General features: G+C 70.4%; 27 protein-coding genes. 18 read left to right on the plus strand and 9 right to left on the minus strand.

Annotated features, from left to right (window positions below):
- Positions 1-42: 42 nt before the first annotated feature.
- The 3 genes from AB0E90_RS35605 to AB0E90_RS35615 all read left to right on the plus strand — a co-directional run bounded on the left by AB0E90_RS35605 (position 43) and on the right by AB0E90_RS35615 (position 3,593).
- Complete coding sequence (locus AB0E90_RS35605) at positions 43-1,449, plus strand: diguanylate cyclase (RefSeq protein ID WP_360415769.1); 1,407 nt, start codon at positions 43-45, stop codon at positions 1,447-1,449.
- 78 nt (positions 1,450-1,527) lie between these two features.
- The gene (locus tag AB0E90_RS35610) at positions 1,528-2,880 is read left to right on the plus strand and encodes an NAD(P)/FAD-dependent oxidoreductase (protein WP_360415771.1); all 1,353 of its coding nucleotides are present in this window, start codon (positions 1,528-1,530) and stop codon (positions 2,878-2,880) included.
- The gene (locus AB0E90_RS35615) at positions 2,877-3,593 is read left to right on the plus strand and encodes an SDR family oxidoreductase (protein ID WP_360415773.1); all 717 of its coding nucleotides are present in this window, start codon (positions 2,877-2,879) and stop codon (positions 3,591-3,593) included. The genes AB0E90_RS35610 and AB0E90_RS35615 overlap by 4 nt, the downstream gene beginning before the upstream one ends.
- Here the strand turns inward: AB0E90_RS35615 and AB0E90_RS35620 are convergent.
- A complete protein-coding gene (locus tag AB0E90_RS35620; protein ID WP_360415775.1) occupies positions 3,582-4,397 on the minus strand; it encodes a nuclear transport factor 2 family protein in 816 nt (271 codons plus the stop codon). The genes AB0E90_RS35615 and AB0E90_RS35620 overlap by 12 nt on opposite strands.
- An 86-nt stretch (positions 4,398-4,483) precedes the next feature.
- Here AB0E90_RS35620 and AB0E90_RS35625 point away from each other — a divergent pair, with 86 nt between their 5' ends.
- The 4 genes from AB0E90_RS35625 to AB0E90_RS35640 all read left to right on the plus strand — a co-directional run bounded on the left by AB0E90_RS35625 (position 4,484) and on the right by AB0E90_RS35640 (position 6,855).
- Positions 4,484-5,059: a redoxin domain-containing protein gene (locus AB0E90_RS35625; protein ID WP_360415777.1), complete on the plus strand. Its 576-nt coding sequence runs from the start codon at positions 4,484-4,486 to the stop codon at positions 5,057-5,059.
- A 55-nt stretch (positions 5,060-5,114) separates the two neighbouring features.
- Entirely contained in the window at positions 5,115-5,561 is a 447-nt protein-coding gene (locus AB0E90_RS35630) for a carboxymuconolactone decarboxylase family protein (protein WP_360415779.1), read from the plus strand.
- Positions 5,510-6,397: an RNA polymerase sigma factor SigJ gene (sigJ, locus tag AB0E90_RS35635; protein ID WP_360415781.1), complete on the plus strand. Its 888-nt coding sequence runs from the start codon at positions 5,510-5,512 to the stop codon at positions 6,395-6,397. The genes AB0E90_RS35630 and sigJ overlap by 52 nt, the downstream gene beginning before the upstream one ends.
- Positions 6,398-6,714: 317 nt before the next feature.
- Positions 6,715-6,855, plus strand: coding sequence for a hypothetical protein (locus AB0E90_RS35640; RefSeq protein WP_360415783.1), 141 nt, complete (start codon positions 6,715-6,717; stop codon positions 6,853-6,855).
- Between the two features lie 42 nt (positions 6,856-6,897).
- Here AB0E90_RS35640 and AB0E90_RS35645 read toward each other — a convergent pair whose 3' ends face one another.
- On the minus strand, positions 6,898-7,359 hold the full coding sequence (locus AB0E90_RS35645) for a VOC family protein (protein ID WP_360415785.1): 462 nt from the start codon (positions 7,357-7,359) through the stop codon (positions 6,898-6,900).
- A gap of 98 nt (positions 7,360-7,457) precedes the next feature.
- Between AB0E90_RS35645 and AB0E90_RS35650 the strand changes: the two genes are divergently transcribed.
- From AB0E90_RS35650 to AB0E90_RS35665, 4 genes are read left to right on the plus strand one after another with little or no spacing between them, the layout of a single operon-like run.
- The gene (locus tag AB0E90_RS35650; protein ID WP_360415787.1) at positions 7,458-8,213 is read left to right on the plus strand and encodes an ABC transporter ATP-binding protein; all 756 of its coding nucleotides are present in this window, start codon (positions 7,458-7,460) and stop codon (positions 8,211-8,213) included.
- 2 nt (positions 8,214-8,215) lie between these two features.
- Positions 8,216-8,959 (plus strand): ABC transporter permease subunit, encoded by a 744-nt coding sequence (locus tag AB0E90_RS35655; RefSeq protein WP_360415789.1) that lies wholly within the window; start codon positions 8,216-8,218, stop codon positions 8,957-8,959.
- Entirely contained in the window at positions 8,956-9,918 is a 963-nt protein-coding gene (locus AB0E90_RS35660) for an ABC transporter substrate-binding protein (protein WP_360415791.1), read from the plus strand. The genes AB0E90_RS35655 and AB0E90_RS35660 overlap by 4 nt, the downstream gene beginning before the upstream one ends.
- Positions 9,915-10,661, plus strand: coding sequence for an ABC transporter permease subunit (locus AB0E90_RS35665; protein ID WP_360415793.1), 747 nt, complete (start codon positions 9,915-9,917; stop codon positions 10,659-10,661). Before AB0E90_RS35660 ends, AB0E90_RS35665 begins: the two co-directional genes overlap by 4 nt.
- A 46-nt stretch (positions 10,662-10,707) precedes the next feature.
- Here the strand turns inward: AB0E90_RS35665 and AB0E90_RS35670 are convergent, their stop codons facing one another.
- Positions 10,708-11,277 carry a dihydrofolate reductase family protein gene (locus AB0E90_RS35670; protein WP_360415795.1) on the minus strand — a complete coding sequence of 190 codons (570 nt, stop codon included), beginning with the start codon at positions 11,275-11,277 and terminating at the stop codon, positions 10,708-10,710.
- A 103-nt stretch (positions 11,278-11,380) separates the two neighbouring features.
- Here AB0E90_RS35670 and AB0E90_RS35675 point away from each other — a divergent pair, with 103 nt between their 5' ends.
- From AB0E90_RS35675 to AB0E90_RS35690, 4 genes are all read left to right on the plus strand, one after another.
- The gene (locus tag AB0E90_RS35675) at positions 11,381-11,833 is read left to right on the plus strand and encodes a MarR family transcriptional regulator (RefSeq protein WP_360415797.1); all 453 of its coding nucleotides are present in this window, start codon (positions 11,381-11,383) and stop codon (positions 11,831-11,833) included.
- Between the two features lie 52 nt (positions 11,834-11,885).
- Entirely contained in the window at positions 11,886-12,272 is a 387-nt protein-coding gene (locus AB0E90_RS35680; protein ID WP_360415799.1) for a DUF6624 domain-containing protein, read from the plus strand.
- Between the two features lie 110 nt (positions 12,273-12,382).
- Positions 12,383-13,204, plus strand: a complete 822-nt coding sequence (locus AB0E90_RS35685) for a hypothetical protein (protein ID WP_360415801.1) — start codon at positions 12,383-12,385, stop codon at positions 13,202-13,204.
- A 16-nt stretch (positions 13,205-13,220) separates the two neighbouring features.
- Positions 13,221-14,633, plus strand: coding sequence for an alpha/beta fold hydrolase (locus AB0E90_RS35690; protein WP_360415803.1), 1,413 nt, complete (start codon positions 13,221-13,223; stop codon positions 14,631-14,633).
- A gap of 55 nt (positions 14,634-14,688) precedes the next feature.
- Here AB0E90_RS35690 and AB0E90_RS35695 read toward each other — a convergent pair whose 3' ends face one another.
- The 3 genes from AB0E90_RS35695 to AB0E90_RS35705 are packed head-to-tail and all read right to left on the minus strand — an operon-like array spanning position 14,689 to position 18,573.
- Positions 14,689-16,056: an MBL fold metallo-hydrolase gene (locus tag AB0E90_RS35695; RefSeq protein ID WP_360415805.1), complete on the minus strand. Its 1,368-nt coding sequence runs from the start codon at positions 16,054-16,056 to the stop codon at positions 14,689-14,691.
- Positions 16,057-16,072: 16 nt separating this feature from the next.
- Positions 16,073-18,331, minus strand: coding sequence for an EAL domain-containing protein (locus AB0E90_RS35700; protein WP_360415807.1), 2,259 nt, complete (start codon positions 18,329-18,331; stop codon positions 16,073-16,075).
- A 41-nt stretch (positions 18,332-18,372) separates the two neighbouring features.
- Positions 18,373-18,573: a hypothetical protein gene (locus AB0E90_RS35705; protein ID WP_360415809.1), complete on the minus strand. Its 201-nt coding sequence runs from the start codon at positions 18,571-18,573 to the stop codon at positions 18,373-18,375.
- Between the two features lie 19 nt (positions 18,574-18,592).
- On the opposite strand from AB0E90_RS35705, the gene AB0E90_RS35710 reads away from it, so the two are divergent.
- From AB0E90_RS35710 to AB0E90_RS35720, 3 genes are read left to right on the plus strand one after another with little or no spacing between them, the layout of a single operon-like run.
- On the plus strand, positions 18,593-19,720 hold the full coding sequence (locus AB0E90_RS35710) for a restriction endonuclease subunit S (RefSeq protein WP_360415811.1): 1,128 nt from the start codon (positions 18,593-18,595) through the stop codon (positions 19,718-19,720).
- Between the two features lie 34 nt (positions 19,721-19,754).
- Entirely contained in the window at positions 19,755-20,627 is an 873-nt protein-coding gene (locus AB0E90_RS35715) for a HEAT repeat domain-containing protein (protein ID WP_360415813.1), read from the plus strand.
- Positions 20,628-20,670: 43 nt separating this feature from the next.
- Positions 20,671-21,345, plus strand: coding sequence for a GNAT family N-acetyltransferase (locus tag AB0E90_RS35720; protein ID WP_360415815.1), 675 nt, complete (start codon positions 20,671-20,673; stop codon positions 21,343-21,345).
- On the opposite strand, the gene AB0E90_RS35725 is transcribed toward AB0E90_RS35720, so the two are convergent.
- The 3 genes from AB0E90_RS35725 to AB0E90_RS35735 form a co-directional block, all read right to left on the minus strand.
- Complete coding sequence (locus AB0E90_RS35725) at positions 21,260-21,898, minus strand: DUF4360 domain-containing protein (protein WP_360415817.1); 639 nt, start codon at positions 21,896-21,898, stop codon at positions 21,260-21,262. The genes AB0E90_RS35720 and AB0E90_RS35725 overlap by 86 nt on opposite strands.
- A 203-nt stretch (positions 21,899-22,101) precedes the next feature.
- The gene (locus tag AB0E90_RS35730) at positions 22,102-23,235 is read right to left on the minus strand and encodes a Fic family protein (protein ID WP_360415819.1); all 1,134 of its coding nucleotides are present in this window, start codon (positions 23,233-23,235) and stop codon (positions 22,102-22,104) included.
- Between the two features lie 156 nt (positions 23,236-23,391).
- Positions 23,392-24,549 (minus strand): class I SAM-dependent methyltransferase, encoded by a 1,158-nt coding sequence (locus AB0E90_RS35735; protein WP_360415821.1) that lies wholly within the window; start codon positions 24,547-24,549, stop codon positions 23,392-23,394.
- Between the last annotated feature and the right edge of the window lie 20 nt (positions 24,550-24,569).

Below are 24,569 nucleotides of genomic sequence, written 5' to 3' on the forward strand. Positions count from 1 at the left end.
CTCAAACGCTCAGCCCGTTGCCGGCGCCGCCGATGGCCCCTCGTGTCAATCAGTTGGCGGACCTGTCTGGGTGTCGGTACCGCCGCGACGATCGCCTATTCCCTGCTGCCGGCCGTGGGCTGGTGGCATGCCGCCGGCTTCGGCCTGGTCGGCGTGGCGTGCGTCGCGGTGGTGCTGCATGCCGTCCGCCGCTACCGCCCGCAGCAGGTCTGGACCTGGTACACGTTCGTCGCGGGCCTCGCGGTCTGGGCGGCCAACTCGGTCATCGACCAGCTGACCACCGCGGAACCCTGGTCGGCGATCAGCGGGTCGCTGTCGGTGGCCGGCTATCCGCTGATGTGCGTGGCGCTGGCCGGTCTCATCCGCGGGCGCGCCCGCACCGACGACCGGACCGCACTGGTCGACGGCGGCATCGTCGCGGCGAGTCTCGGCCTGCTCGGCTGGCTGTTCCTCGGCGGCGACCTGTCGATCGAGGATCCGCTCCACCTGGTCGTGGGGCTGCTGATGGCGGTCGGCGACATCGCCCTGTTCGTGCTGGCCTCGTTGCTGATCACCACGCCGGGCGCCCGGACCGGCAGTTTCCGGCTGCTGATCGCCGGGCTCCTCACCACCGCGCTGGGTGACTTCCTGCTCATCGCCGACACCTCGTCGGGGCCCTATCAGGGCGGCGCGGCCGGCGTCGCCTACATGCTCGCCAACGTGCTGGGCGCGACGGCGGCGGTGCACCCCTCGATGCGCCGGCTCACCGTCCCGCCGGCCAACCCGCCGTCGTTCGTCCGGCCGCGGCTCGCCCTGCTCACCGTCGCCATCCTGCTGGCGCCGGCCGTGAGCATCTATCTCGGCGTGACCGGCCGGATCGCCCAGGAATGGGCGGCGCCCTCGATCGGCTGTGTCGTGCTGTTCCTGCTCGTCACGGTGCGGATGGCCGGTCTGGTCAGCCGGGTCGAGAAGCAGGCGCGCCGGCTGGAGCGGCTGGCGAACCACGACGCCCTGACCGGGCTGGCCAATCGCCGGCGGTGGGACGAGCGGCTGCACGCGGCGATGGCCGAGTGCGCGGCCACCGGCGACACGCTGACCGTCGGCCTGATCGACCTCGACCACTTCAAGCGGTACAACGACACCCACGGTCACCAGGCCGGCGACGAGCTGCTCAGCCGGTCGGCGATCGCCTGGCTGATGAACCTCCGCGAGGGCGACCTGCTGGCCCGTTACGGCGGCGAGGAGTTCGGCCTGCTGCTCACCGCGCACACGCCGGCCGAGGCGGCCGGTGTCGTCGAGCGGCTGATGGCGGCCACCCCGCACGGGCAGTCGTTCTCCGCCGGGCTGGCCCAGTGGGACGGCCAGGAGAGTCCCGAGGAGTTGCTGCACCGCGCCGACCTGCTGCTCTACGCGAGCAAGGGCGCCGGCCGGGCCCGCCTCACCAGCGACGCGGTGCCGGCCGGCGTGTAACTCCCGCGGGCGACCAGGAGCAAAGGCCAGTGGGACTCCCTGGGGCGAAGCCGCCGGAAAAGCGGCAAGTTGAACGGCATGGACAACTTCGATGTGATCGTCCTGGGCGGCGGCGCGCCCGGGGAGCACTGTGCCGCGGCCATTGCCGCCGGTGGCCTGCGGGTTGCCATCGTCGAGCGCTATCTGCTGGGCGGCGAGTGCTCCTACTTCGGCTGCATCCCCTCGAAGACCCTGCTGCGACCGGGCGAGGCGCTGTCCGCCGCCAAGCAGGTGCCGGGCGCACGCGAGGCGGTCACCGGCCCGCTCGACGTCCAGGAGGTCCTCGCCTGGCGCGATTTCGAGGTCTCCGGTTACGACGACTCCGGCGCGGTCAAGTGGGCCGAGAGCGTGGGCATCGAGGTGATCCGCGGCCACGGCCGGCTGGCCGGTCCCGGAACGGTCGTCGTCGACGACAAGAGGTACAGCGCCGGGCACCTTGTCATCGCCACCGGCTCCGACCCGGCCATCCCGCCCATCCCCGGCCTGCGGGAGCTGCCCGGCCTCTGGACCGACCGCGAGGTCACCGGGGTCAAGGAGATCCCGGAGCGGTTGCTGGTGCTCGGCGGCGGCCCGATCGGCGTCGAGATGGCGCAGGCGCTGACCCGGCTGGGCGCGCGGGTCACGCTGGTCGAACGGGGCGAGCGGTTGCTCTCCCGCGAGGCGCCGGCCCTCTCCGAGGGCGTCGCCGAGGCCCTGCGGGCCGATGGCATCGAGCTTCGGCTCGGCCAGGCGCCGGTCCAGGCCACCTTCTCCGATGAGGTGTACGCGCTGGAGCTCGCCGACGGCACCACGGTCACCGGCGACCGTCTTCTCGTCGCGACCGGCCGCCGCCCGCGGGTCGCCGACATCGGCCTGGAGACGGTCGGCATCGAGGCCAACCCGCGCGGGATCGCGGTCGACGCCCGGATGTCGGCCGGCTCCGGTCTCTCGGCGATCGGCGACGTCACCGGCCTGTGGCTGCTGACCCACGTCGGCGAATATCAGGGCCGGATCGTGGCGTCCAACCTGCTCGGCCGGCCGCGCGAGGCGCACTACGAGGCGGTCCCGCGGGTGATCTTCAGCGATCCGCAGGCCGCCGCGGTCGGCGAGGCGGATGGGCCGTACACCTCGACGATCGCGCTTGCTGGTGTGCCGCGGACCTCGACGTACACCCGTAGTTATGACTCTCGTCCTGGATTTTTGACCTTGGTCTCCGACGGGGAACGGCTGATCGGCGGTTACGCGCTCGGGCCGGAGGCGGGCGAATGGCTGCAGCAGGTGACCGCGGCGGTGCGGGCCCGCATCCCGCTGTCGGTGCTGATCGACGTGATCCAGCCGTTCCCGACCTTCTCCGAGGCCATCTTCCAGGCGTTGCGCGATCTCGACGCGCAGATCTCGAAAGGCGCGAAATGAAGGATCAGACCGTCGTGGTGATTGGCGGCAGCGCCGGCATCGGCCTCGAGACCGCTCGTCTCACGGCGTCCGAAGGCGCGGCCGTGCTGCTGGTCGGGCGCGATTCCGGGCGCCTGGAGCGGGCCGCCGCCGAGGTGCACGCGAGCGCCACCGCGGCGTTCGACGCCCACGACGCCGAGCGGCTCGAGGCGTACTTCGCCGAGTTGCCCGGCCCGGTCGACCACGTGCTGGTCACCGCCGGCCGGCCCTATTACGGCCTGCTCGCCGACATGGACATCGCCGAGGCGGCGCACCATCTGAGCGACCACGTCGCGCTGGTGCTGCGCGTCGCCCGCGCGGCCGTCGGCAGGGTCCGGCCGGGCGGCACGCTGATCTTCATCGGCGGGACCGGCGCCCGCCGCCCCTCGCCCGGCCTGGCCGTGACCGCCGCGATGACGGCGGCGCTGCCCGCCCTGGTCGCCAACCTGTCCCTGGAGATCGCGCCGATCCGGATCAACCTGATCGCCGCCGGTTTCGTCGACACCCCGCTGTCGGCCGCCCTGCTCGGCGACGGCCTGGAACAACGCCGCGAACAGCTGCGCGCCACCCTGCCGATCGGCCGGGTGGTCGGCCCGGCCGACGTGGCCGCGCTCGCCCTGCACCTGATGAGCAACACCGCGCTGACCGGCGCCGTCTACGACATCGACGGGGGTCAGCAGTTCCTACCGGGTTAGCTCGGCCGGTAGTTGGAAGTCGTCGTAGACCCGGACCGCCGCGAGCAGCCCGGTCGTGTCGCGCTCGTGCACGACCAGCCCGGCCTGCGGCGGCAGCTCCCGGCCGCCCCAGCGGACGAAGGTCTGCTCGAGCGCGCACCGCACCCCGTCGTCGGTCACCACGCACGTCTCGATGCCGGGCCCGCCGGCCGCGAAGATCCGGCAGAAGTACGCGTCCAGGTCGGCGGCGCCCCGATAGGTGCCGTCGAGCGGGTCCCGCAGGTAGCCGTCCGGCGCGAACAGCCGGACCGTGCCGGCGACGTCCCCCGCCGCCACCGCCTCCTGGAACCGGCCGGCCACGTCACCCGGGACGAGCGGCGCCGGTTCGAGGATGGCCGGCCGCAGGTGGGACCGGCCGTCGAGCGGGTGCCGGCTGAAGTAGGTGCGGAACACCACGGTCCGGTCGTCGGGCGACTCGGCCACCACCGCCACCGGCCACCGCACCCCGTCGTCGAGCTGCGCCATCAGCTCCACCACGGCCCGGCCGCCGGCCGTCGTGGCGGCCACGATCTCGGTGCTGGCCCGGCGCCGGGCCAGCAGGTCCCGGCTGGTCCGCAGGAACTTCCGCAGCTCCCGGTGGCCACGGACCTCACCGGCCTTGGGATCGAAGATCACCACCTGGCCCGGCCACACATCCTCGAGGGCGTGCGCGTCGCCGTCGTTGAGCGCGGTCAGGTATTGCCCGACCGGGTCGGCCTGCTCGGCCGCGCGGGTCTCCCGGCGCATCAGCTCCGCCGCGGCGGCAAAATCCGGGAACCACGGCATGCCGCCCACCATGCCGCCCGCAGTGGATCGATCGCACCAGGGAGACACCCTGGCCTTCACCACGGGCGGGTGCTTGGCTGTCGGGCATGCGTTCCGACATCGTCCCCGGCGCCGTCTTCCCGGACTACGCGCTTCCCGACCACACCGGCACGGTCCGCAGCCTCAGTGAGTTGCAGGGCGGCGACCCGCTGATCCTGACGCTGGCCCGCGGGCACTACTGCCCCAAGGAGCACCAGCAGCATCTGGAGCTGGCCGCGCTCCAGCCGAAGATCGCGGTGGCCTACACCCGGATCGTGACGATCGCGACCGACGAGCACCACACGTTGCAGGAGTTCCGCGCGTCGGTCGGCGCCTCGTGGCCGTTCCTCTCCGACCCCGGCCGCACCGTCCAGCAGGACCTGGACATCCAGGAGTACACCGACCCGGACAACAACCCGATGATCCCGCACACCCTGGTGCTCCGGCCGGGCCTGGTCGTGCACAGCATCTACAACGGTTACTGGTTCTGGGGCCGGCCCTCAGTCTACGACCTGTGGCGCGACCTGCGCGACGCGATGCGCGAGAGCCGCCCCGACTGGGACCTGAGCACCCCGGGCCTGCGCGAGGCCTGGGAGTCCGGCGACCGCGCCCCCTTCCACGGCTGGGACCGCCGCCCCCGGTGACCACCGTCACCGCCACCGTTGTCACGGGGCGGCGGCCGAAATCCGTCGTGCTCGCATGACACAACGAATCTCGCTGGCGGAGCTGGTGCCCGCCGGTTACGCGGCCGTCGCCCAGCTGGAGAAGTACGGCCGGTCCACGGTCGACCCGATCGTCCTGCACCTGATCAAGATCCGGGCGTCGGTGCTCAACGGCTGCGCGTTCTGCATCGACATGCACACGACCGAGGCCCTCGCCGACGGCGAGAACCAGCGGCGCCTGTTCGCCGTCGCGGCCTGGCGGGAGGCGGAGGACTTCTTCACCCCGAAGGAGCGCGCCGCGCTCGCGCTCACCGACGCCGTCACCCGGATCGGTGACGGCGGCGTGCCCGATGACGTGTGGAACGAGGCGGTCGAGCAGTGGTCGGAGGAGGAGGTCGCCAATCTCATCCTGGTTATTGGCACGATCAACGTGTGGAACCGGATCGTGATCTCCACCCGGACGCAGCCGCCGCCGCTGAGCTGATCAAGCATCGGCCGATGCTGCTCGGCCTCGCCTATCGGATGACGGGCAGCCTGCACGACGCGGACGACGTGCTGCAGGAGGCCTATCTGCGGTGGGCGGCCGTGGATCGCGAGCGGATCGAGCAGCCGCGCCGCTACCTGACCCGGGTGGTGGCGCGGCTCGCCGTCGATCAGCTGCGCGCCCGGCAGGCCCGCCGGGAGAGCTACGTGGGGGAGTGGCTGCCGGAGCCGGCCCCGACCGAGACGGTCGACGTCTCCTACGCCGTGCTCCATCTGATGGAGCAGCTCACCCCGCCGCAGCGGGCGGTCTACGTCCTTCGCGCCGCCTTCGACCTCCCCTTCGAGGAGATCGCGGAGATCATCGAGCGAACCCCGGCGGACTGCCGCCAGCTGCACCATCGCGCGCAGGAGGCACTGCAGACCGGCCGGGTACGGTTCAAGCCCGCACCCCAGGAGCACGAGCGACTGCTGAAGAGCTTCCTGGCCGCGGCCCGCGAGGGTGACCTGGCCACCCTGCGCAGCCTGTTGCACGCCGACGTCGTCTCCTGGTCGGACGGTGGCGGCCGGGTGCGCGCCGCGATCCGCCCGCTCCGCACGCCCGCCAAGGTGGCCCGTTTCTTCGGCGGCATCTACTCCCGGGCGGAGTTCCTCCACATCGAGGAACTGCAGCTCAACGGCGCTCCCGCGCTGCTCATGGAGTCCGAGCGATCCCGTCACGTGCTGCTGCTCGATGCCGCCGACGGGGTCATCAACAGCCTCTATGTCATGGCAAATCCGGACAAAATCTTGGTAACACGTTTGTTTCCGGAACGGACCGATTCTGCTACTCGCGAGTAGGCAAGGGTTTCCCCTATTTCGAAGAGCATGGACACGTGCCGCCCGCCTGGCCTGGAGCACCACCGTCAACGGCACCGGCGCGGACGGCGTCAGCCGGCTGACGGTCAACGTGGACGCGCTCACCGGCCAGGTGCTGAGCACGCAGGAGCACGTCACCGGCGTGACCGGCTCCGGCACCGGCACCGGCTGGGTCTACGGTGCGGTCTCGATCGACACGACCAAGTCGGGTTCGAGCTACCTGATGCAGTCGTCCACGCAGACCTCGCTCAAGTGCCAGAACGCGACCGGCAACGCGACCTACTCGGGCACCGACCAGCGTGTGGGGCAACGGCACCGGCACCAACCGGGAGACGGCCAAGACGCTGTACCCGGGCAGCTGCACCGAGTTCAGCACGGTCAAGGCCGCGTGGACCGCGGTGAGCGTGCCGGCCCAGTCCGGCGAGCCCACCTGTTCCTGAGGTGGTGCGAGGGCCGGCGTCTCAGCGCCGGCCCTCGGCAATTCAGTCCAGGCAGAACTCGTTGCCCTCGGGGTCGGCCATCACGATGAAGCCGAGGCTGAGCGGGGGCGCGGGCTCGCTGCGACTCAGCCGCTTCGCGCCCACCGCCACGAGGCGCTCGCACTCGGCTTCGAGGGCATCCATCCGCTCGTCGCCCTGCAGGCCCGGCGCCGCCCGTACGTCAAGATGAACTCGGTTCTTTGCGACCTTGTCCTCGGGCACCCGCTGGAAGAAGACTCGCGGGCCGGTGCCGTCGGGATCCTCGACGGCGGACTGGTTGTTGCGCTGTTCCTTGGGCACGTTCATCCGATCGAGGAACTCGTCCCACGCCGCGAGCGGGTCGTCGCCGGGCGCCAGCGTCACGCCGGGCGGGCCGGGATGGACGTAGCCGAGCGCGTCGCGCCAGAACGTCGACAGCGCAGCCGGGTCGTGGGCATCGAAAGTGACCTGAATGTGTCGGCTCATCCCGCCACCCTGGCATGCCTTGCGGTCACTTTCCGTCCGCAATCTCGATTCTTTACATCGACGTTCATGAGTCGTAGGTTGAAAACGACTCTTGCGAGGTGAGAACCACGGGGATCTCTGTCGCCGATCTGGAACTGCGCTACGGCGATCTGCTCGCCGCCGAGAAGGTCACCTTCGACGTCCGGCCGGGCGAGTTCGTCAGCCTCATCGGGCCGTCCGGATGCGGCAAGAGCAGCGTGCTGCGAGCGCTCGGCGGCCTCCAGCGCCCGGCGGGCGGCGAGATCCGGATCGACGGCGAACAGGTGCGTGGTCCGCTGCCGGCCAAGATTGCGTACGTCTTCCAGGACCTCGCCCTCTTTCCCTGGCGATCGGCCCGCCGCAACGTCGAGGTGCCCCTGGAGTTGCGGGGCGTCCCGCGTGCCCGGCGCCGCGAACAGGCCCTCGCGCTGCTGGCCAAGGTCGGCCTGGCCGACATGGCCGACCGCGTCCCCGCCGAACTGTCCGGCGGCATGCGCCAGCGGGTCGCGATCGCCCGCGCGCTCGCCTGCGACGCCGGCATCCTGCTGCTGGACGAGCCGTTCGCCGCCCTCGACGAGCAGACCCGCCTCCAGTTGGGCGCCGAGCTGCTGCGCCTGCTCGAGGAGGAGGGCAAGACGGTGGTCTTCGTGACGCACAGCCTTCAGGAGGCGGCCGCCCTCTCCGACCGCATCGTGGTGCTCAGCCCGCGCCCGGCCGTGGTCAAAGAGATCATCACAGTGGACCGGCCACGACCGGCCGTGACCTCGGACGACTTCCACCGGCTGCACGCCCGCCTGAGCGAATTGCTGTTCACTTCCGGGCCGGCTCGGCAATAGCGATGCGCCGGGCCACGTCCTACCTCGTCGTCGTGGCCGGGACGCTGCTCGCCTGGTGGCTCCTGACCGCGCGGCAGGCGGTGGCGCCGCTGATTTTACCGCCGATCGGCGAGGTCGGTTCGGCGCTGTCCGCCGTGGACCCGGGGACCTGGGCCGCGGCGATGGCCGTCACGACCGCGCGGGCCTTCGCCGGATTTGCCCTCGCGGCCCTGGCGGCCGTCCCGCTCGGTGTCCTGCTCGGCCGCCGGCGGAAGCTGCGCGAAGCCTACGAGCCGCTGCTGGCCACGACCGCCGCCGTCCCGCTGGTGATCCTCTACCCGGTCCTGGCCGCCACCCTCGGCCTCGGCACCTCGTCGAAGGTCGTGCTCGGCGGCCTCTACGCCTTCTTCCCGATCGCCATCGCCACCATCCGGGCCGTGCAGCAGATCGACCCGGCACTCGTCGCGGCGATGCAATCGATGGGCGCCACCGGCGCGCGCGTGATCCGCGCGGTGGTCGTCCCGTCGGCGCTGCCCGGCATCCTCTCCGGCCTGCGCATCGGCCTCGGCCTGGCCCTGGTCACGGTGATCGCGGCCGAGTTCATCGCCGGCGCCGACGGGGTCGGTTACCAACTGGCCGCCAGCAGCCAGGGCTACCGCAGCGCCGACCTGTTCGCCTGGGTCGTCCTGGCCGTGGCCCTGACGATCGTCGTCAACACCGTCTTCACCCTCTTCGCCACGACGCTGGAAAGGACGCTCCGCCGATGAACCGGAAGATCGCACCGCTCCTGCTCGCCGCCCTCCTGCTGACCGCCTGCGGCTCACCTTCCTCTCCCAAGGAGGAGAGCGGGACCATCCGCCTCGGGATCGTGCAGGGCCAGGACTTCACCCACGCCCTGCCGGCCCGCATCGCCGAGGCGCAGGACCTGTTCACCAAACACGGTCTCAAGGTGCAGATCGTCGACTTCTCGGCCGGCTCCGACCTGGTCAAGGCGATCGCCGGCGGCACCATCGACGTGGGCGAGGCCACCGGCCTCGACGTGGTCGCCGCGTCCGCGAACGGCGTCGACCTGAAAGCCTTCTACGGCACGGCGGCCACCACCCCGATGGCGGTGATCGTCAAGGACCGCTCGCCGATCCGCGCCATCACCGATCTGGGTGGCAAGAAGGTCGGCATCTCGAAGTTCGGTTCACTGACCGATTTCACGGTCAAACTTATTGCAAAGCAGACCGGCGCCAAGGGCATTACCCCGGTTCCGCTCGGCGCGCCGTCGGCCAACACCGCGGCGCTCGGCAAAGGCGATGTGGACGCGATCATCCTGCCGGTCGAATTCGCCTACACCCTGCAGGCCGCCGGCACTCCGGTCACCGCGATCCGGATCGCCGACCTGACCACCGACAGCCAATTCGGCACCCTCGCCGCCTCCGGCAAATACCTGAGCGCCAACAGGGACCTGGCGACCAAGCTGACCCAGGCGTACGCCGAAGCCATCACCTACCTGCAGGCCAACAAGGACAGCGCCGTGCAACTCTCGGTCGCCAAACTGGCCATGAAGCAGGAGGTCGCCGTGCAGACCTTCGACGAGCTGGCCAAGGACTTCACCGCAAACGGCAAAATCAATGTCAACGGCCTCAAGTCGTACGCCGAAAGCCTGCCGACCTTGAATCTCGCGAAGAAGGTGCCCGCCGAGGCCGATTACTACGACCCGGGTTTCGCCGCGAAGTGAAACTGCGCTGGATCACCATCGCGCTGCTGCTGGCGGCCTGGGAATTGCTGTGCCGGACGCTGGTCCGCTCCGGCGACTACCTGGCGCCGCCGTCGCGCGTCCTGACCTCCGGCGCCGCCTACCTGACCCGGGCCGACACCCTCGCCGGCCTGGGCGTGACGACGATCCGCTTCCTCGGCGCGTTCGCGATCACCGCGCTGCTGGGCGTCGTGCTCGGGCTGGCGCTGGGCCGCACCGGCCGCCTGATGCCGCCGGCCCGCGACATCTTCTCGGTTCTCTACACGCTGCCCCTGGTCCCGTTCTACCCATTGTTCGTCCTGTGGTTCGGCCTCGGTTTCCGCTCAGAGGTGGCATTCGGCGCCATTCACGGAATGGTCCCGGTGGTGCTCGGCACGATGGCCGCGTCGTCCCGCGTCGACGAAACCCTGATAACCGCGACGCGCGCGATGGGCGCCGGCCGAACCCGCGTCCTGACCATGGTGGTCCTGCCCGCGACCATTCCGGATGTGGTCGGCGCCCTGCGCATCGGCGCCGCCCTGTCCCTGCTGGGCGTCCTGCTGGCCGAACTGATGGTCTCGGTCGACGGCGCCGGCCACCTGATCGCCGCCCTGATCGCCAACCTGCGAGGCCCCGAACTGGACGCGGTGATCCTGGCCGTCTGCCTCGGCGCCGTCGCGGTCAACGCCGCCCTCCAGCTGACCGAGCGCCACCTGTCCCGCGGGCGGGCCGGAACAGCAGCCTGACCGGCCGGCATCGGCGTCCGCCCCCGTGCCGGACGCCGATGCCGGCTCACTTCACCAGGTGGTAGCTGGTCACGACGATCCGGCCGTCGAGCAGGCGAGAATCGGTGACGCCCAGGTTGAGGCGCTGCTTGGGCTCGGCGAAGACCTTCCGGCCACCCCCGAGGACCACCGGGTGTACGGCGATGTGGTGCTCGTCGATCAGGCCCAGCTCGGTCAGCGCCGCCGCCAGGCCCGCACCGCCGGTCAGCAGCAGGTCCGCGCCGGGCTGCTCCTTGAGCGCGCTGACCTCGGCCGCCAGATCGTCCCGGACGACCCGGCTCGCCCACTCGTCACCCGGGTAGCTGCGCGAGAACACGATCTTCGGAGTGGCCCGCCAGAACGGCGCGAACGTGCTGACGTGCGAATCTTCGGCGCCCGCGTCGGCGTCGGCGTCCGGCCAGAACCCGACCATCATCTCCCACACCGGCCGCCCGTAGAGCAGCGTGTCGACCCGCCGGTTGAGCCCGTCGGAGTAGGCCGACAGCTCCGGCCCCATGACCGGCCAGTCGAACTCCCCGTTCGGCCCGTCGACGAACCCGTCGACCGACGTGTGCACCCAGTAGATGAGCTTCCGCATGAAACAACCCCTCCGTCCAACCGGCCCGATCGTGTAGACCCGGCGCCGACCGCGAACTCATCGGTCTTGACCTAGACCGAACTTGAAGTTCTAGCTTGCCGCCATGAACTCCGACGCTGACCTTGCCACGCAGCCGGCCGCCTACTGGACCGGAGTCGCCTACGAGTCGCTCATCGCGTTCACCCGCGCCCGGCAGGCCGAGCTGGGTCTCACCCAGCCCCAGTTCTGGCTGCTGCGCAACCTCTCGCCGAACGACCTCAACCCGGACGGCAGCGCGATGACCATCCCCGAGCTCAAAGCGGCGATGAGCTCCTACCTACGGCCCGAGGACGACCTGGGCGCCGAGGCGGAGGCGCTGCTGGAACAAGGCCGGCTGACCCTCGACGACGGCCGGCTGACGATCACCGAAGCCGGCGAGCAGGCCCGCCTGAGCCTGAAGCAGCATGCGCCCACGATCCGCGCCCAGATCCACGAGGGCATCCCCGACGCCGACTACGTCACGACCCTCAAGGTGCTGCACCGCATGATCCGAAACACCGGCGGCTCACCGCCCTGACCCGGCCCGCGCCGTCGACTTCGCGGCGCAACTGGCGCATCGGCGGGTCACCGTGCGCAACGGTGACCGGCTGGCCGAGATCCTGCACAGCCGCGGCTGGCCGACGGTGAGTTCGGTCGGCGACGAGGCTGCCCGTCGTGCCTGGTTGGTGGCCCAGCACGCCGATCGCCGGCTCGACCCGCAGCGAACGGCGCTGACGTTGATGGCCCAGGCCGTCCAGGCCGGTGAAGCGGATTCCGGGCATCTCGCGATGCTCCGGGATCGGGTCCTGGTCAACGAGGGCCGGCCGCAGATCTACGGCACCCAGATCGCCGGCGTCGTCGACGGTCAGCCGGTGCCGTGGCCGTGCGAGGACCCGGAAGGCATGGATGCGCGTCGTGCCGAGGTCGGACTGGACCCGTTCCGCATTCATGTCACCAAGCACGCACCCGCCGGATAGACCATCTGTGGTTGTCGATCAAGGTGGGCCGGGGCAATTGACAATGCGTCAATAGGCCGTAAGTTGTGCGGCGCAGGGCGTCGTCGGGGCCGGCTGGGGGGACCGCGGAGATGTGGGAACGTGCACAGCAGCACCATGGGCGGATCGCTCTCGCGGTGGTGGGTCTGGTGCTCGCGGCGCTCGGTGTCTTCGGGGTGATCGTCGGCCGGGAGCCGGTGAAGTCGACGCCGTTGGTCACTGCTCCCGCCTGGGTGCCGCCGGCGGCGTTGCCGACCAGCGCGGCGCCCCTGCCGGTGTCGCCCTCGCCTTCGCTCTCGCCGACCCGGCCGGACACGGTCGAGGTCGGTCAGAACGTGCCGGCCCGGCCTCGCGCAACCTCGCCGACCCCCGTGGTGCCATTGCTCGCGATCGCGGCCGGGGAGGTGCCGGGCGTGGTCGACCTCAGCAAGGAAGGCGTCCGGGACTGGATCCACTGGGGCGTCTCCGATGCGAAGTCGGTCGACCGCAAGTGGGGTGTCACCGCCGCGATCCAGGATCTCGGCAGTCCGGGGCCGCGCGGCCGGTACGACAACAATCCGCAGGTGTTCAACTGGTCGGACGGTGACCCGAACTGGGCGGTCACCGGCACGCCGACCGGGATCTACGCGTGCGGCCAGGGTGCCGGCTTCACCATCCAGGCGGCGGCGGTGCCGACGACCCGGACTCTGCACCTGTATGCGGGCGCGTGGATGGCCAAGGGGCAGCTGGTCGTCACTCTCGGCGGCACGTCGGCCACCCGCACGATGGACAGCCCGGCCGGGATCAGCACCCGCCGCTGGGACATCAAGTTCCGGGCCGCGGCGGGCAGCCGGCTGACCGTGTCCTGGACGGCCACCCAGGTCTACAACACCTCCTGCGGCAATGTCGACATGCAGGCGGCCACGCTCAGCTGAGGGGTTAGGGTCACGCATGCCCATCGATCTGCGTCGACCTCTGCTGGTGGCGCTCGCCGCCCTTCTGGTGGCCGCGGCCGGCGTCTGGCTGCTGGCCGGCGCGGGCGGCTCCGCCCGGCGGACGCACGTGGTCGCCGACCGGGTGCCGATGGACGAGGTGCACCCCGCCGGCGACGGCAAGAAGCCCGGGGTCGTGGTCGCGCACGGCTTTGCCGGATCGGCCAAGCTGATGGCCCAGTTCGGCGACACGCTGGCCGCCCGGGGCTACGTGGTGGTGCTGCTCGACTTCACCGGCCACGGCGCCAACACCCGGCCCATGCCGCCGGACGACGACGCGGTCCTGCAACGGGACCTCGAGGCGGCGGTCGGTCACCTGCGCTCGTTGCCGGACGTCGACCCGGTCCGGATCTCGCTGGTCGGGCACTCGATGGGCGCCGGTGCGGTCACCCGCTACGCGGCGGCGCACCCGGACATCGCCGCGACGGTCGCGATCTCCCTGCCGCAGGCTCCCGAAGCGCCACCCGCACACCTCCTGACACTCGTCGGCGGGCTGGAGTTTCCGGCCTTTCAGACCGCGGCCAAGGCCGGCTCTCGCACCGTGGTGGTGCCGGGCGCCGACCACGTCTCCATCCTCTTCTCGCTGCGCACCCACCGGGAGACCGCCGACTGGCTCGACGGCACGGCCGGTGGCCCGCTTCCCTCGCCGGTGCGCCGGGCCGGCGGGGCGGCGCTGTTGCTGGTCGCGCTCGCGGCCGGGCTGGTGCCGATGGCCCGGCTCACGCTCGGTCCCGGGGCGGGCGGATGGCCACGTTTCCGGTGGCCGCTGATCGGCCGGGCCGCGGCCGTGACCGCCGTCGCCGCGACACTGGCGGCGTTGGCCGCGCGCATCCTGCCGACCACGCGGCTGCCGCTCGCGCTGGGCGGTTACGTCCTCGGCCTGACGAGTGTCACGGGCGCGTTGCTCCTCGCGTACGCAATCCGTCGCCACCGCACCCCCTCGGAACCGCAACCGCGCCGCCCGGCCGCACCCCTCCTGATCGTTTATGCGGCGATCTCGATCGCCGTTCCGTTGCAGCTCGGCCTGACCCAGGTCGTGCCGGTCGGACCCCGATGGTGGTTGCTCCCGGCGGTCTGGGCCGGCTTCACCCTGCTTGCGTACGCCGCGGAGCGCCTCGCCGAGGGCAACAGCCTCGCCGTCCTGACCGTTTCGGCGGTCACCGTCATCGTGCTGGTGGCCGCCGCGGTGCTCGGCCTCACCTCCACGTTCGTGCTGCTGGTCGCGCCGCTGCTGGCCGCGCTCATGGTCTGGCAGGCGGTGTGGAGCGCGGTGCTGCACCGGTTCGCGGCCCCGCGCTGGGTGATCGCCCTGGCCGGCTCGCTGCTGGTGGCCTGGCCGATCGCCACCACTTTGCCGCTGGTCAGTTCGTAAGACCGGTGCCCGGCCGCCTGCACTTTGCTTTGCTTACCGATACGCGCTGCTTTGCTTACCTGCCGCGCTCAACGGTGCTGACCGGCAGGCCGGCGGGGCCCGCCGCGGCGAAGTCGTCGTCGACGGCGACCACGTGCCGGCCGGCCGCGGCGAGCAGGGACGCGGCGATGGCGGCGCGGTAGCCGACCGCGCAGTGCACCCACAGCTCGCCGTCGGGCAGGTCGCCGAGCCGGGACAGCAGCTCGTGCAGCGGGATGTGGGTGACGCCGTCGAGGTGCGCGGCGGCGTGCTCGAGGTCGCGCCGGACGTCCAGGACGACGACCGGCCGATGGTGCCGGACCTGCGCGAGGTCGGCGAACGTGGCCCGCGGATAGCTCGCCAGATCCTGGTCGCCGGCCCAGTCGGACGGCGCGGCGGTGGCGTGGGCGGCGGGCCGGTCGATGCCGATCCGGACGAGCTCGCGCTGCGCCAGCCTGACCTGCTCGGGCGTCTCGGCCAGCAGGGTGAGCGGAGTGCCCCACGGGATCAGCCAGCCGAGGTAGGTGGCGAAGCTGCCGTCGATGCCGAAGTTGAGCGTGCCGGCCAGGTGGCCGGCCGCGAACGCGACCCGGTTGCGCAGGTCGACGACCCATTCGCCGTCGGCCAGCCGCTTGCGGATCTGCTCGGCGCCGGCGAGTTGCGGCGCGCTGAGGTCGGGCGCCTCCGGCCCGGCGCTGTTGGCCGCGCCCATCTGGGCGTAGTAGGCCGGCCACACGTCGAGGCCGGCCAGCAGCTCGTCGACGAAGTCGGCTTCGGCCCGGGTCAGCGCCGGGTTGACGAGCTTCTCGGCGCCGATCGTGGAGGCGGTGGCGTCGGACTGGGTGGCCGAGCAGAAGCTGCCGAAGCCGTGCGTCGGGTAGACCTCGGCGGTGTCCGGCAGCTCGCCGGCCAGCCGGTGCGCCGAGTGGAACTGCCGGTGCACCAGGTCGCCGGTGTGCGCCGGGCCGAGCAGGTCGGGCCGCCCGACCGAGCCGAACAGCAGCGAGCCGCCGGTGAACACGGCCACCGTCGCGCCGCCGGCCTCGAGCGCGTACGACAGGTGGGTGAACGTGTGCCCGGGGGTGGCGATGACCCGGACCCACAGGTCGTCGCCGACCGTGATGACGTCGCCGTCCCGCACTGCGGAACGCTCGAAGGTGACCGGATCGTCGGCGTTCACGTGGTAGGCGGCCCGGGTCACGCGGGCCAGCGCGAGGCCGCCGGTGACGTAGTCGTTGTGGATGTGCGTCTCGAAGACATGCCTGATGGCGACGCCTTCGGTGGCGGCCAGACGGAGGATGCGGTCGATGTCTCGCTGCGGGTCCACGACGAACGCGGTAGCGCCGTCGTGGACCAGGTAGCTGCGGTCGCCGAGCGTCGGGGTATCGATAGCCAGGACCTTCATGCGGATACCCTATGGGTTACATAGGATTATCTGAAGGGCCGGTCTCCTTGTTGTACGCCTCGCGCACGAACTGGGCGATCTCGTCGGCCGAACCCGGGCGGGCGAACAGGTAGCCCTGGCCGTAGGTGACGCCCAGTTCGGTCAGCATCTCCTGCTGGCCGGCGTGCTCGATGCCCTCGGCCACCGTGCTCATCCGCAGCGCCTTGCCCAGCCCGACCACCGCCTCGGCCAGCGTCGCGTCCTCGGAGTCGTGCATGATCCCGTCGATGAACGCTTTGTCGATCTTCAGAATGTCGATCGGGAAGCGCCGCAGGTAGGACAGCGACGAGTAGCCGGTGCCGAAGTCGTCGACCGCGATCTGCACGCCCAGGTCGCGCAGCTCGTTCAGGGTGACGACGGTGGCGTCCACGTCCTTCATCAGCAGTGACTCGGTGATCTCCAGGACCACCAGGTGCGGCCGGATGCCGCTGTCGGCGAGCGCGTCGCGGACCGTGTCGACCAGGTCCGGCTCCTGGAACTGGCGGGCCGACAGGTTGATGCTGACCCGTACGCTCTCCGCGCCCGGGATGTCCCGGTGCCAGCTCGCCACCTCGAGACACGCCACCCGCAGGATGTGCGCGCCGAGCGGCACGATCAGACCGGTCCGCTCGGCCTGCGGGATGAACGCGTCCGGGCTGACCAGGCCGCGCGTCGGGTGCTGCCAGCGGGCCAGCGCCTCGACCCCGGTCACCAGGCCGGACGGCAGGTCGACGATCGGCTGGTAGTTGACCACGAACTCGTTCTCGGCCAGGCCGCGCTCCAGCTCGACGCGGTCGTCGGCCTCCTTCACGGCGGCCATGTACATCGACGGGTCGAACACCGCGATCCGGTCCCGGCCGGCGACCTTCGCCGCGTACATGGCCAGGTCGGCGTCGCGCATCAGGTCGTTCGCCGCGTCCACGCCGGCATCCTGCGTCGACTTCAGGGTCGCGATGCCGATGCTGGCCGTGCCGATCAGGTCGCTGGTGCCGATCCGTACCGGAAGCTTGATCTCGGCGAGCAGCCGCTCGGCGAGCGTGTGCAGGCCCAGGTCGTCGAGTTCCTCGACGAAGACGGCGAACTCGTCGCCGCCGAGCCGGGCGAGCGTGTCGGAGGGGCGTACGGCTGCGGCCATCCGCTGGGCCACGACGCGCAGGAATTCGTCCCCGGCCATGTGGCCGAGAGTGTCGTTGATCTTCTTGAAATCATCAAGATCAATCAAGAGCAGAGACACCCGCCCGGCCGTACGGGCGTGCCGGCGCACCGCCGTGACGACCCGGTCGAGCAGCAGCGCCCGGTTGGGCAGCCCGGTCACCGCGTCCTCGAACGCCTGCCGGATCAGCTCGGCACGCAGCGCCTTCTGGGTGCTGACGTCGCGCACGCTCAGGATGATCGCCTGAATGTCCGGGTCGTCGAGGTGGTTGGTGCCGGTCACCTCGGTGTCCATCCAGGTGCCGTTCTGGTGCTGGGTGCGCGACTCGAGCGTGCCGGTGGCGCCGATCCCGCCCGCTCGCAGCCCGGCGAGGAACCCGGTCACCCGCTCCAAGTCGTCCGGGTGGGTCATGTCAGCCAGGTCGGCGATGGTCAGTGTGTCGGCGTCCCGGCCCAGCACCCGGCCGATCGAGGAGCTGACGTAGCGGATCTCGCCCTGGTCGAACGCCAGAACCGCATCCGAGCCGTTCTCCATCAGCGCGGCGGAGCGACGCTCGGCCGCCCGGCGCTGGCGCAGGTGGTGCCGGCGGTTGTTGGCGGTGAGCACGCACAGTCCGGCGATCGCAGCGAGAACGGCGGCGATCGAGGTGCTGAGGGCCACGTCCACGCTCGGCTGGGTGAACAGAATCGCAACGAACCCGGCCAACGCCGCCACGCCGAGCCCGACACCGACCCGCGACCCGAGCGTGGTCGCCGCCGCCACCGTGATCATCACGGCGCCGGTCGGGAACAGCAGCTCGGCGTCCGGGTCCGGCAGGCAGAAGAGGAACTGCGAAAGCATGGCCGCGGAGTACGTCGCGACGATCGCCCTCGGCATCCAGGGCCGCCCACTGAACGACTCCCACCGCAGCAGTTGCGCCCCGAGCAGCACCACCAGCCCGGCGCCGAGCGGGAACAGCGCCCACTGCCGGCCATCCGGCCACGCGAACGCGACCCGCACCAGTCCCATCACCGTCAGAGCGGCATAAACCCAGAGGTTGAGCCGGATCTGACGCGACAGGTGGCTGACGCGGCTGTCCTCGCCGTCCGCCCATCGCATCACCATGTCCGCAGTGATCGGCCCGCGCCCGCCAGACCTGAGGACTTTTACATCTGAGTGACCTCAACCGTGAAGCCGCGAGCCATGGCGCCGTCCAGGTGAGGGGCGTGGGCTCCGAGGTATTGGATGGCGTCGCTGGGGGCCGCGTGCAGAGCGATCACGACGTAGTCTTCGTCACCCTCGGTGTCACCGCCGCAGATGCAGCACCGCAGTCGTGTCGTCACCGGGCCGGTCCAGTCCTCGCTCATACCCTTTACGGTGGCACGGATGGCATCGTCGGGTGTGTGGCGCATGGTCCCGCTCCGGGACGTGTGTGAGCGGGTGGACTACGGGCTCACCGCCAGTGCTGTCGACACCGACACCGGCACCCGCTTCCTGCGGATCACCGACATCGTCTCGTCCCGCTTCTCGTGGGATTCGGTGCCCTTCGTCGCGGCATCCGCCGCCGAGCGCGATCGGTATCGGCTTCAGGCCGGCGACATCGTCATCGCCCGGACCGGCTCCACCACCGGGGAGAGCCGGTGGCTGGGCTCGGTGCCGGGGGATGCGGTCTTCGCCTCCTATCTCGTACGCCTCCGGGTCAGCGCTGCGCACGATTCGCGCTTCATCGCGTACGCGCTCAAGTCGCCGGGTTTCCGTGCTTATGTCGCCTCGGTGCTGGGGGACAAGTCGGCCCAGCCCAACGCGAGCGCCTCGACCCTGGCGGCGGCGCTCATCGCCGTACCGCCTCTCGGCGCGCAGAAGGCGATCGGGGCTCTGCTCGGCGCGCTGGACGACAAGATCGCGATCAACGATCAGATTGTTGCCACGGCGGACGCGTTGCGGGTGGCCCTGGGGGAGTCGGCGGAAACCGTCACGCTGCCGTTGTCCCAGATCGCCGACTTCGTCAACGGCCGGGCATTCACCAGGGGCGCGTCCGGCAACGGCCGCATGGTCGTCCGGATCGCGGAGATCAATTCAGGGCCGGGTCCGTCGACCGTTTACAGCGACCGCGACGTCGCCACGAAGTATCTCGCCCGCCCGGGGGACGTCCTCTTCTCGTGGTCCGGATCGCTGACCGTGGCGCGCTGGTTCCGGCCCGAGGCCATCATCAACCAGCACATCTTCAAGGTGATCCCGCGGAACGGCTGGCCGCCCTGGCTGGCGTTCGAGGCCGTGCGGTCGAAGCTGGCGCACTACCGTGCGGTCGCCGCGGCCAAGGCGACCACGATGGGCCACATCCAGCGCCGCCACCTGGACGAGCAGGTCACGATCCCGGCGCCGGGATCGGGCCTCGATTCGGCGGCCGCGGAGCTGTGGCAGCGCGCGTTGAACGCTGAGCAGGAGTCGCTCGCGCTGGCACAGATGCGGGACGAGTTGCTGCCGGCGCTCATGTCGGGCCGGAGAATTCCGTAGTTCGGCAAGATCCTCTTCCGGTACGGTCCGCGACATGTTCCCGCGTTTCCGGCTGCTCAGCGTCTCCGAACACTTCGGCCTCTGGTGCTGCGGCCTGATGGCACTGGTGTCGTTGGCGGTGATCACCGTGGAACCGTTGACCGGCGCGCTCTGCTTCCTGCTCCTCGGTGGCGGCTGCGCGCTTCTCGCCTTCGAGTGGCGCCGGCGTGCCGCCGACGAGGTGGTGACCGAGATCAGCGACTTCGCCCGGCAAATCGTCCGGCACGACATCGCCGGCTACCAGCGACTGGTCGAGAAGGTGCGGCCACTGCGCGGGCGGCGAGCGAACGGCGTCCTCGTCGAGCTGAGCGGCTGCGCCCAGTCGCTGGACGGCCTGTTCTTCCACGCCCGCCGCCGGGAGATCGCCGGGCTTCCGGAGCCCGGCGACGAGCCGTTGAGCTGGGCGCTGGCCAGCCTGCACCCGGACGGACACGTGCGAGCCGCCGCCGTCACCGCAATGGGCCGGGCACCCCGGCCCGAGTTCGTGCCGTTCCTGGTCGAGCGAGCGGTCGAGCGGGTCGACGCGGTGCGCTCGGCGGCGCTGACCGTCCTGCGGGAGATGCTGACCGACGAGACCACCCGGGTGCCGATCGCCCGGTCGTTCTCCCGGGTGGCCGGCCGGCGGCGTGCTTTCGAGCTCGCGGACCTGCTCGGCCCCGGCCCGGGGGAACCGGGCCTGGGCCGGTGCTCGGCGGAAGCGTTCTCGCTGTGCGGGGCCAGATTCCGGCGGTGCGTGGTCGACGAGCGAGGCGGCCCCGGCCCGTCGCTGGCGCCGACATGTTGCGGCAAGGGCCGGCAGCTGGGGCACTCGTGCCAGCTCGTCATCCGGCAGCGGCGGCGGTGGGCGCGGGAGCAGAGCGGTCAGTGACGCAGGCCGCGCCGCAGCTCGGCGAACTCGATAGGGTCGGCGGATGCCGGTCGAACTGCGTCCCGCCACCGGGAACGACGCTGCCGCGATCGCGACGATCTGGGAGTCCGGGTGGCGTGACGGACACCTCGGCCACGTGCCCGACGAGCTGGCCGCCCTCCGCACCGCCGACACCTTCCGGGTCCGGGCCGCCGAGCACGTTGCGGACACGACCGTGGCGGAGATCGGCGGAGAGGTCGCCGGCTTCGTGATGGTGGTCGGTGACGAGGTGGAACAGGTCTACGTGGCCGCCGGTCATCGGGGCAGCGGCGTCTCCGGCGCGCTGCTCGCCGAGGCCGAGCGGCTCGTCGCCGGTAGCGGGCACCCGGTGGCCTGGCTCGCCGTGGTGCCCGGCAACGCCCGCGCCCGCCGGTTCTACGAACGCAACGGCTGGACCGACGACGGCGGCTTCAACTACCAGGCGGCGCACGCCGGCGGCATCGTCGACGTGCCGTGCCGCCGCTACGTGAAGCAGCTCGCTGATCAGGCTTCCGGATGCGTACCGGCGGCGGCAATTTCGCTTTTCCGGTGGACCGGCGCGAATCCCGCCGGCCGGCCCGGACTTTCACCCGGGCCGGCGGTATTTAATGGTGTCAGCACTTCTTCCAGGCGACGTGATAGACCGTGTCGATGCGGCCGTCGGTCGAGTCCATGGTCAGCATGCTGGTGGTCTTCTTGAGGTTGGACGAGCCGCCGTTCACGCGCAGCTCGGTGTTGACGTTGAGGTAACGCTGCTCGCCGCAGGGCAGGAAAGCCAGCGAGCTGATGCCGACGGAGTCGGTGCGCTGCCAGTCGCCGTCGGCCGGGCCGTAGAAGTCGTGGCGGATCTTGGTGCTCTGCGGCTCGCCCTGGAAGTAGTAGTTGGCGGTCTCCGAGCCGGACGCGCCGCGTTCCAGGTGGGCGAAGCCGCGATAATCGGTGCCGGAGATCGCGTACGTGTAACCCTGCGGAACGTGCACGTCCAGAGCGAGCTGGCAGTTCTTGCGGAAGTCGGTCGCCTTGGCGCCGACGCCGACCTGCGCGATGAACTGGCTGTAGGTGACGGTGAAGGCTTTGCCGTCCGGCGACGGCGTCACCTGGGCGCTGCCCCACGGACACCCGGAGCCGTTGGCGCCGACGACGCCGATAATCATCTCGTCGTTCACGCCTTTGGCGCCGGCCGCGGAGGCCGGGGCGCCGGTGGCGGCCAGCGAAGCCACCATGGCCGCGCCGATAGCAAGACCTTTGAGCATGGAAATCCTTCCGAAGGGCGTGAGCCGATGCAATGCGAATCGCGGAAATAGAAACCGCATCCGAATTTCTCGCGACGTCGACCCAACGACGCCGAACGCACTCGCGAAACTGGCGATTTCAGGGTCCGGCTGAGCGGGCGATCAGCGATTCGACTTTCGGCCCACCTGACTCGTGGTCAAGATATTTAGCTGCATTTCGCAGGCTAATAAGGCATTGCCAAGGTCTGAGGTTTGCGGGCCACGTCGAGCACCTGCTCGGGGAAGCGCGGCCCGCTCGTGTAATAGCGGGCCCTCGTGCGGCCCACCGACTCGAGCAGGCCCGCCGCGGCCAGATCCCGCAGGTCGCGCTGTGCCTGTTGGAGGGTCAGCCCTTCGGCTTGCTCATACCGTGCCCGGCGAATCCGGCCGACCACGGCGACGTCGTGCAGCGCCGAGATGACCCGCTCGTCCAGGCCGTTCGCGGTCGCGAACGACGTGAGCATCTCCCAGACCGCGGCCGTGCGGTCCAGCCGGCCTTGCACGGTCTGCGCCTGCTGGTGGTAGGCGGTGAGGTTGAACCGGATCCAGGACGAGACGTCCTGGTCGGGGAGGTAGGTGGCGCCCCGGTTCTGGAGTTCGCGGTAGTACTCCCACGTGTTGCCGGGCCGGCCGAGCCACGCCTCGATCGAAGAGAATTCCGGGGCCAGTACGCCTTCTCGCGCGATCATCAAGGTCTGCAGCGAGCGCGACATGCGGCCGTTGCCGTCCGCCCAGGGATGAATGGACACCAGGTGCAGGTGGGCCATGGCGGCCCGGATGAGGGGATGAGCCGCCCCATCATCGGTGTTGAGCCACGCCACCAACTCGTCCATGAGCGGGGGAACGTCGACGGCGTCCGGCGCGGTGTACGCGGCGATACTCGGGTCGCGCGGATCGGTGACGTAGACCGGACCCCGGCGCCACTGCCCGGCCGGCTTGCGCTGGGTATGCCGATGTCCCTGCAACATCCAGTGCATCGCGTTCAGCAGACCTTTGCCGTATGAGAAGTCGGCAGCATCGTGCAGCGTCCACACATACGTCATCATTCGCTGGTAGGCGAGGGTTTCTTCGCGGTTCTCGTCGGTGACTTCGACATCCCGCTCGCCATCCATGAGGTCCTGGACATCGATAGTCGACACCCGGAATCCTTCGATGGAGTTCGACGCCGCCACCGCGTCGGCCGTCAAGTACTTACGCAGCCCGAGGCTCCACTTGGCCGGGTTGGCCTGCACTTGATGACGCAGCTTCCCGCGCATCGCCTCGATCTCGGCCAGGACTGCTTGGTCGGCGGCGTTCAGTGCGGGAGTCGGGAAGAGCATGCGCCCAGCATATAATGAAGTAATCATTACGTCATTTGCGGTAGTCGGTCGATCGGTGGCTGCGGCTACCGGGACGAGATGTTGCGTGCAGAGGCGCGACCGCCGCGACGGGAAGCCGCCCCGCGCTGACGGGCTTTGGGGCGGCTTCCGGAGCTTTCAGGCAGGCTCGTGCTGCAGGGTCCACCGGTAGGCCTGGACCATGCGGGTGTCGAAGCCCGACGCCGATCCCCACAGGAAGATGCGGAAGCGCCGGTAGAGCTCGTCCCCCCACCGCGCGACGATTTCCTCCTTGCGGGCGTCGAGGCGCTCCGCCCAGGCCCGGCACGTCAGGAAATAGTTGTGCCGGTCGTCCTCGACGTTGAGCAGCTCGAACGGTGAGTGCGCCACGTGCCGCAGGTAGGAGTGCAGCAGCAACGGCGCCGAGCGGCCCGGGTACACGTACTTCTTGAAGAACGTCGACGACGTGTGCTTGCGTCGCATGGCGAGGGCGTCGAGGTAGACGCGGCCGCCGGGTCGCAACAGCCGGGCGTACGTCTGCAGCGAAGCTCGATAGTCCGGCAGATGTTCCGTCACGCCCATGTTGACGATCGCGTCGAACGGCGCGGCGCTCCGGAAGCGCAGAATGTGCTCGCGCACCACGGTGACCGGCAGCTGTTTTTCGGCGAAGAGCTGGTTGAGGAAGCGCTCCGACTCCTCGGCCAGGGTCACGGTCGTGACGTCGATGCCGCGCAGCGCGGCGTGCTCGGCGAATGCGCCCCAGCCGCCGCCGACCTCGAGCACCCGGTTGCCGGGCTTGACTCCGATGGCGTCGAGGGCGAGGTCCATCTTGCGGGTCATCGCGTCTTCGAGGGGCTCGTCATCGCTCGCGAAGACGCCCTGCGTGTAACAACGATGCCGGGTGTCGAGGAAGGTCAGGAAGAACTCCGACTCCTCGTCGTAGTGCTGCGAGATCGCCCGGCGGTCGTGTTCGCTCTTGCCCTGCCACAGCGACGGCAGCCACCGGCCGGCGAAGGCGATCGGATGGAAGTCCGAGAAGAACTGGCGCATGTTCAGCACGGCGACGATGTCGCCCTCGACTTCCAGATGACCCCGGAGGTACGCGAGAGCCACCTGCAACTGGTCGAGCGAGAGCAACGCTTCCTGGCCCGCTTCGTCGCGCGGGAGCAGGGTGAACCTGGGGGGCGAACCCTCGGAGACGCCGAACGAGTGGGTCTTGCCGTCGGGGGTCACGACCTCGAACGGCACAGGAGCACGGTCACGGAAGAAATCGTCGTAACGCCGGCCGAGGACATCGGCCATCGATCGCCGCCTCATGCCGCGATGATCTCACGAAG

Source organism: Actinoplanes sp. NPDC026619 (assembly GCF_040638295.1).
In the GTDB taxonomy this organism is placed as follows: Bacteria; Actinomycetota; Actinomycetes; order Mycobacteriales; family Micromonosporaceae; genus Actinoplanes.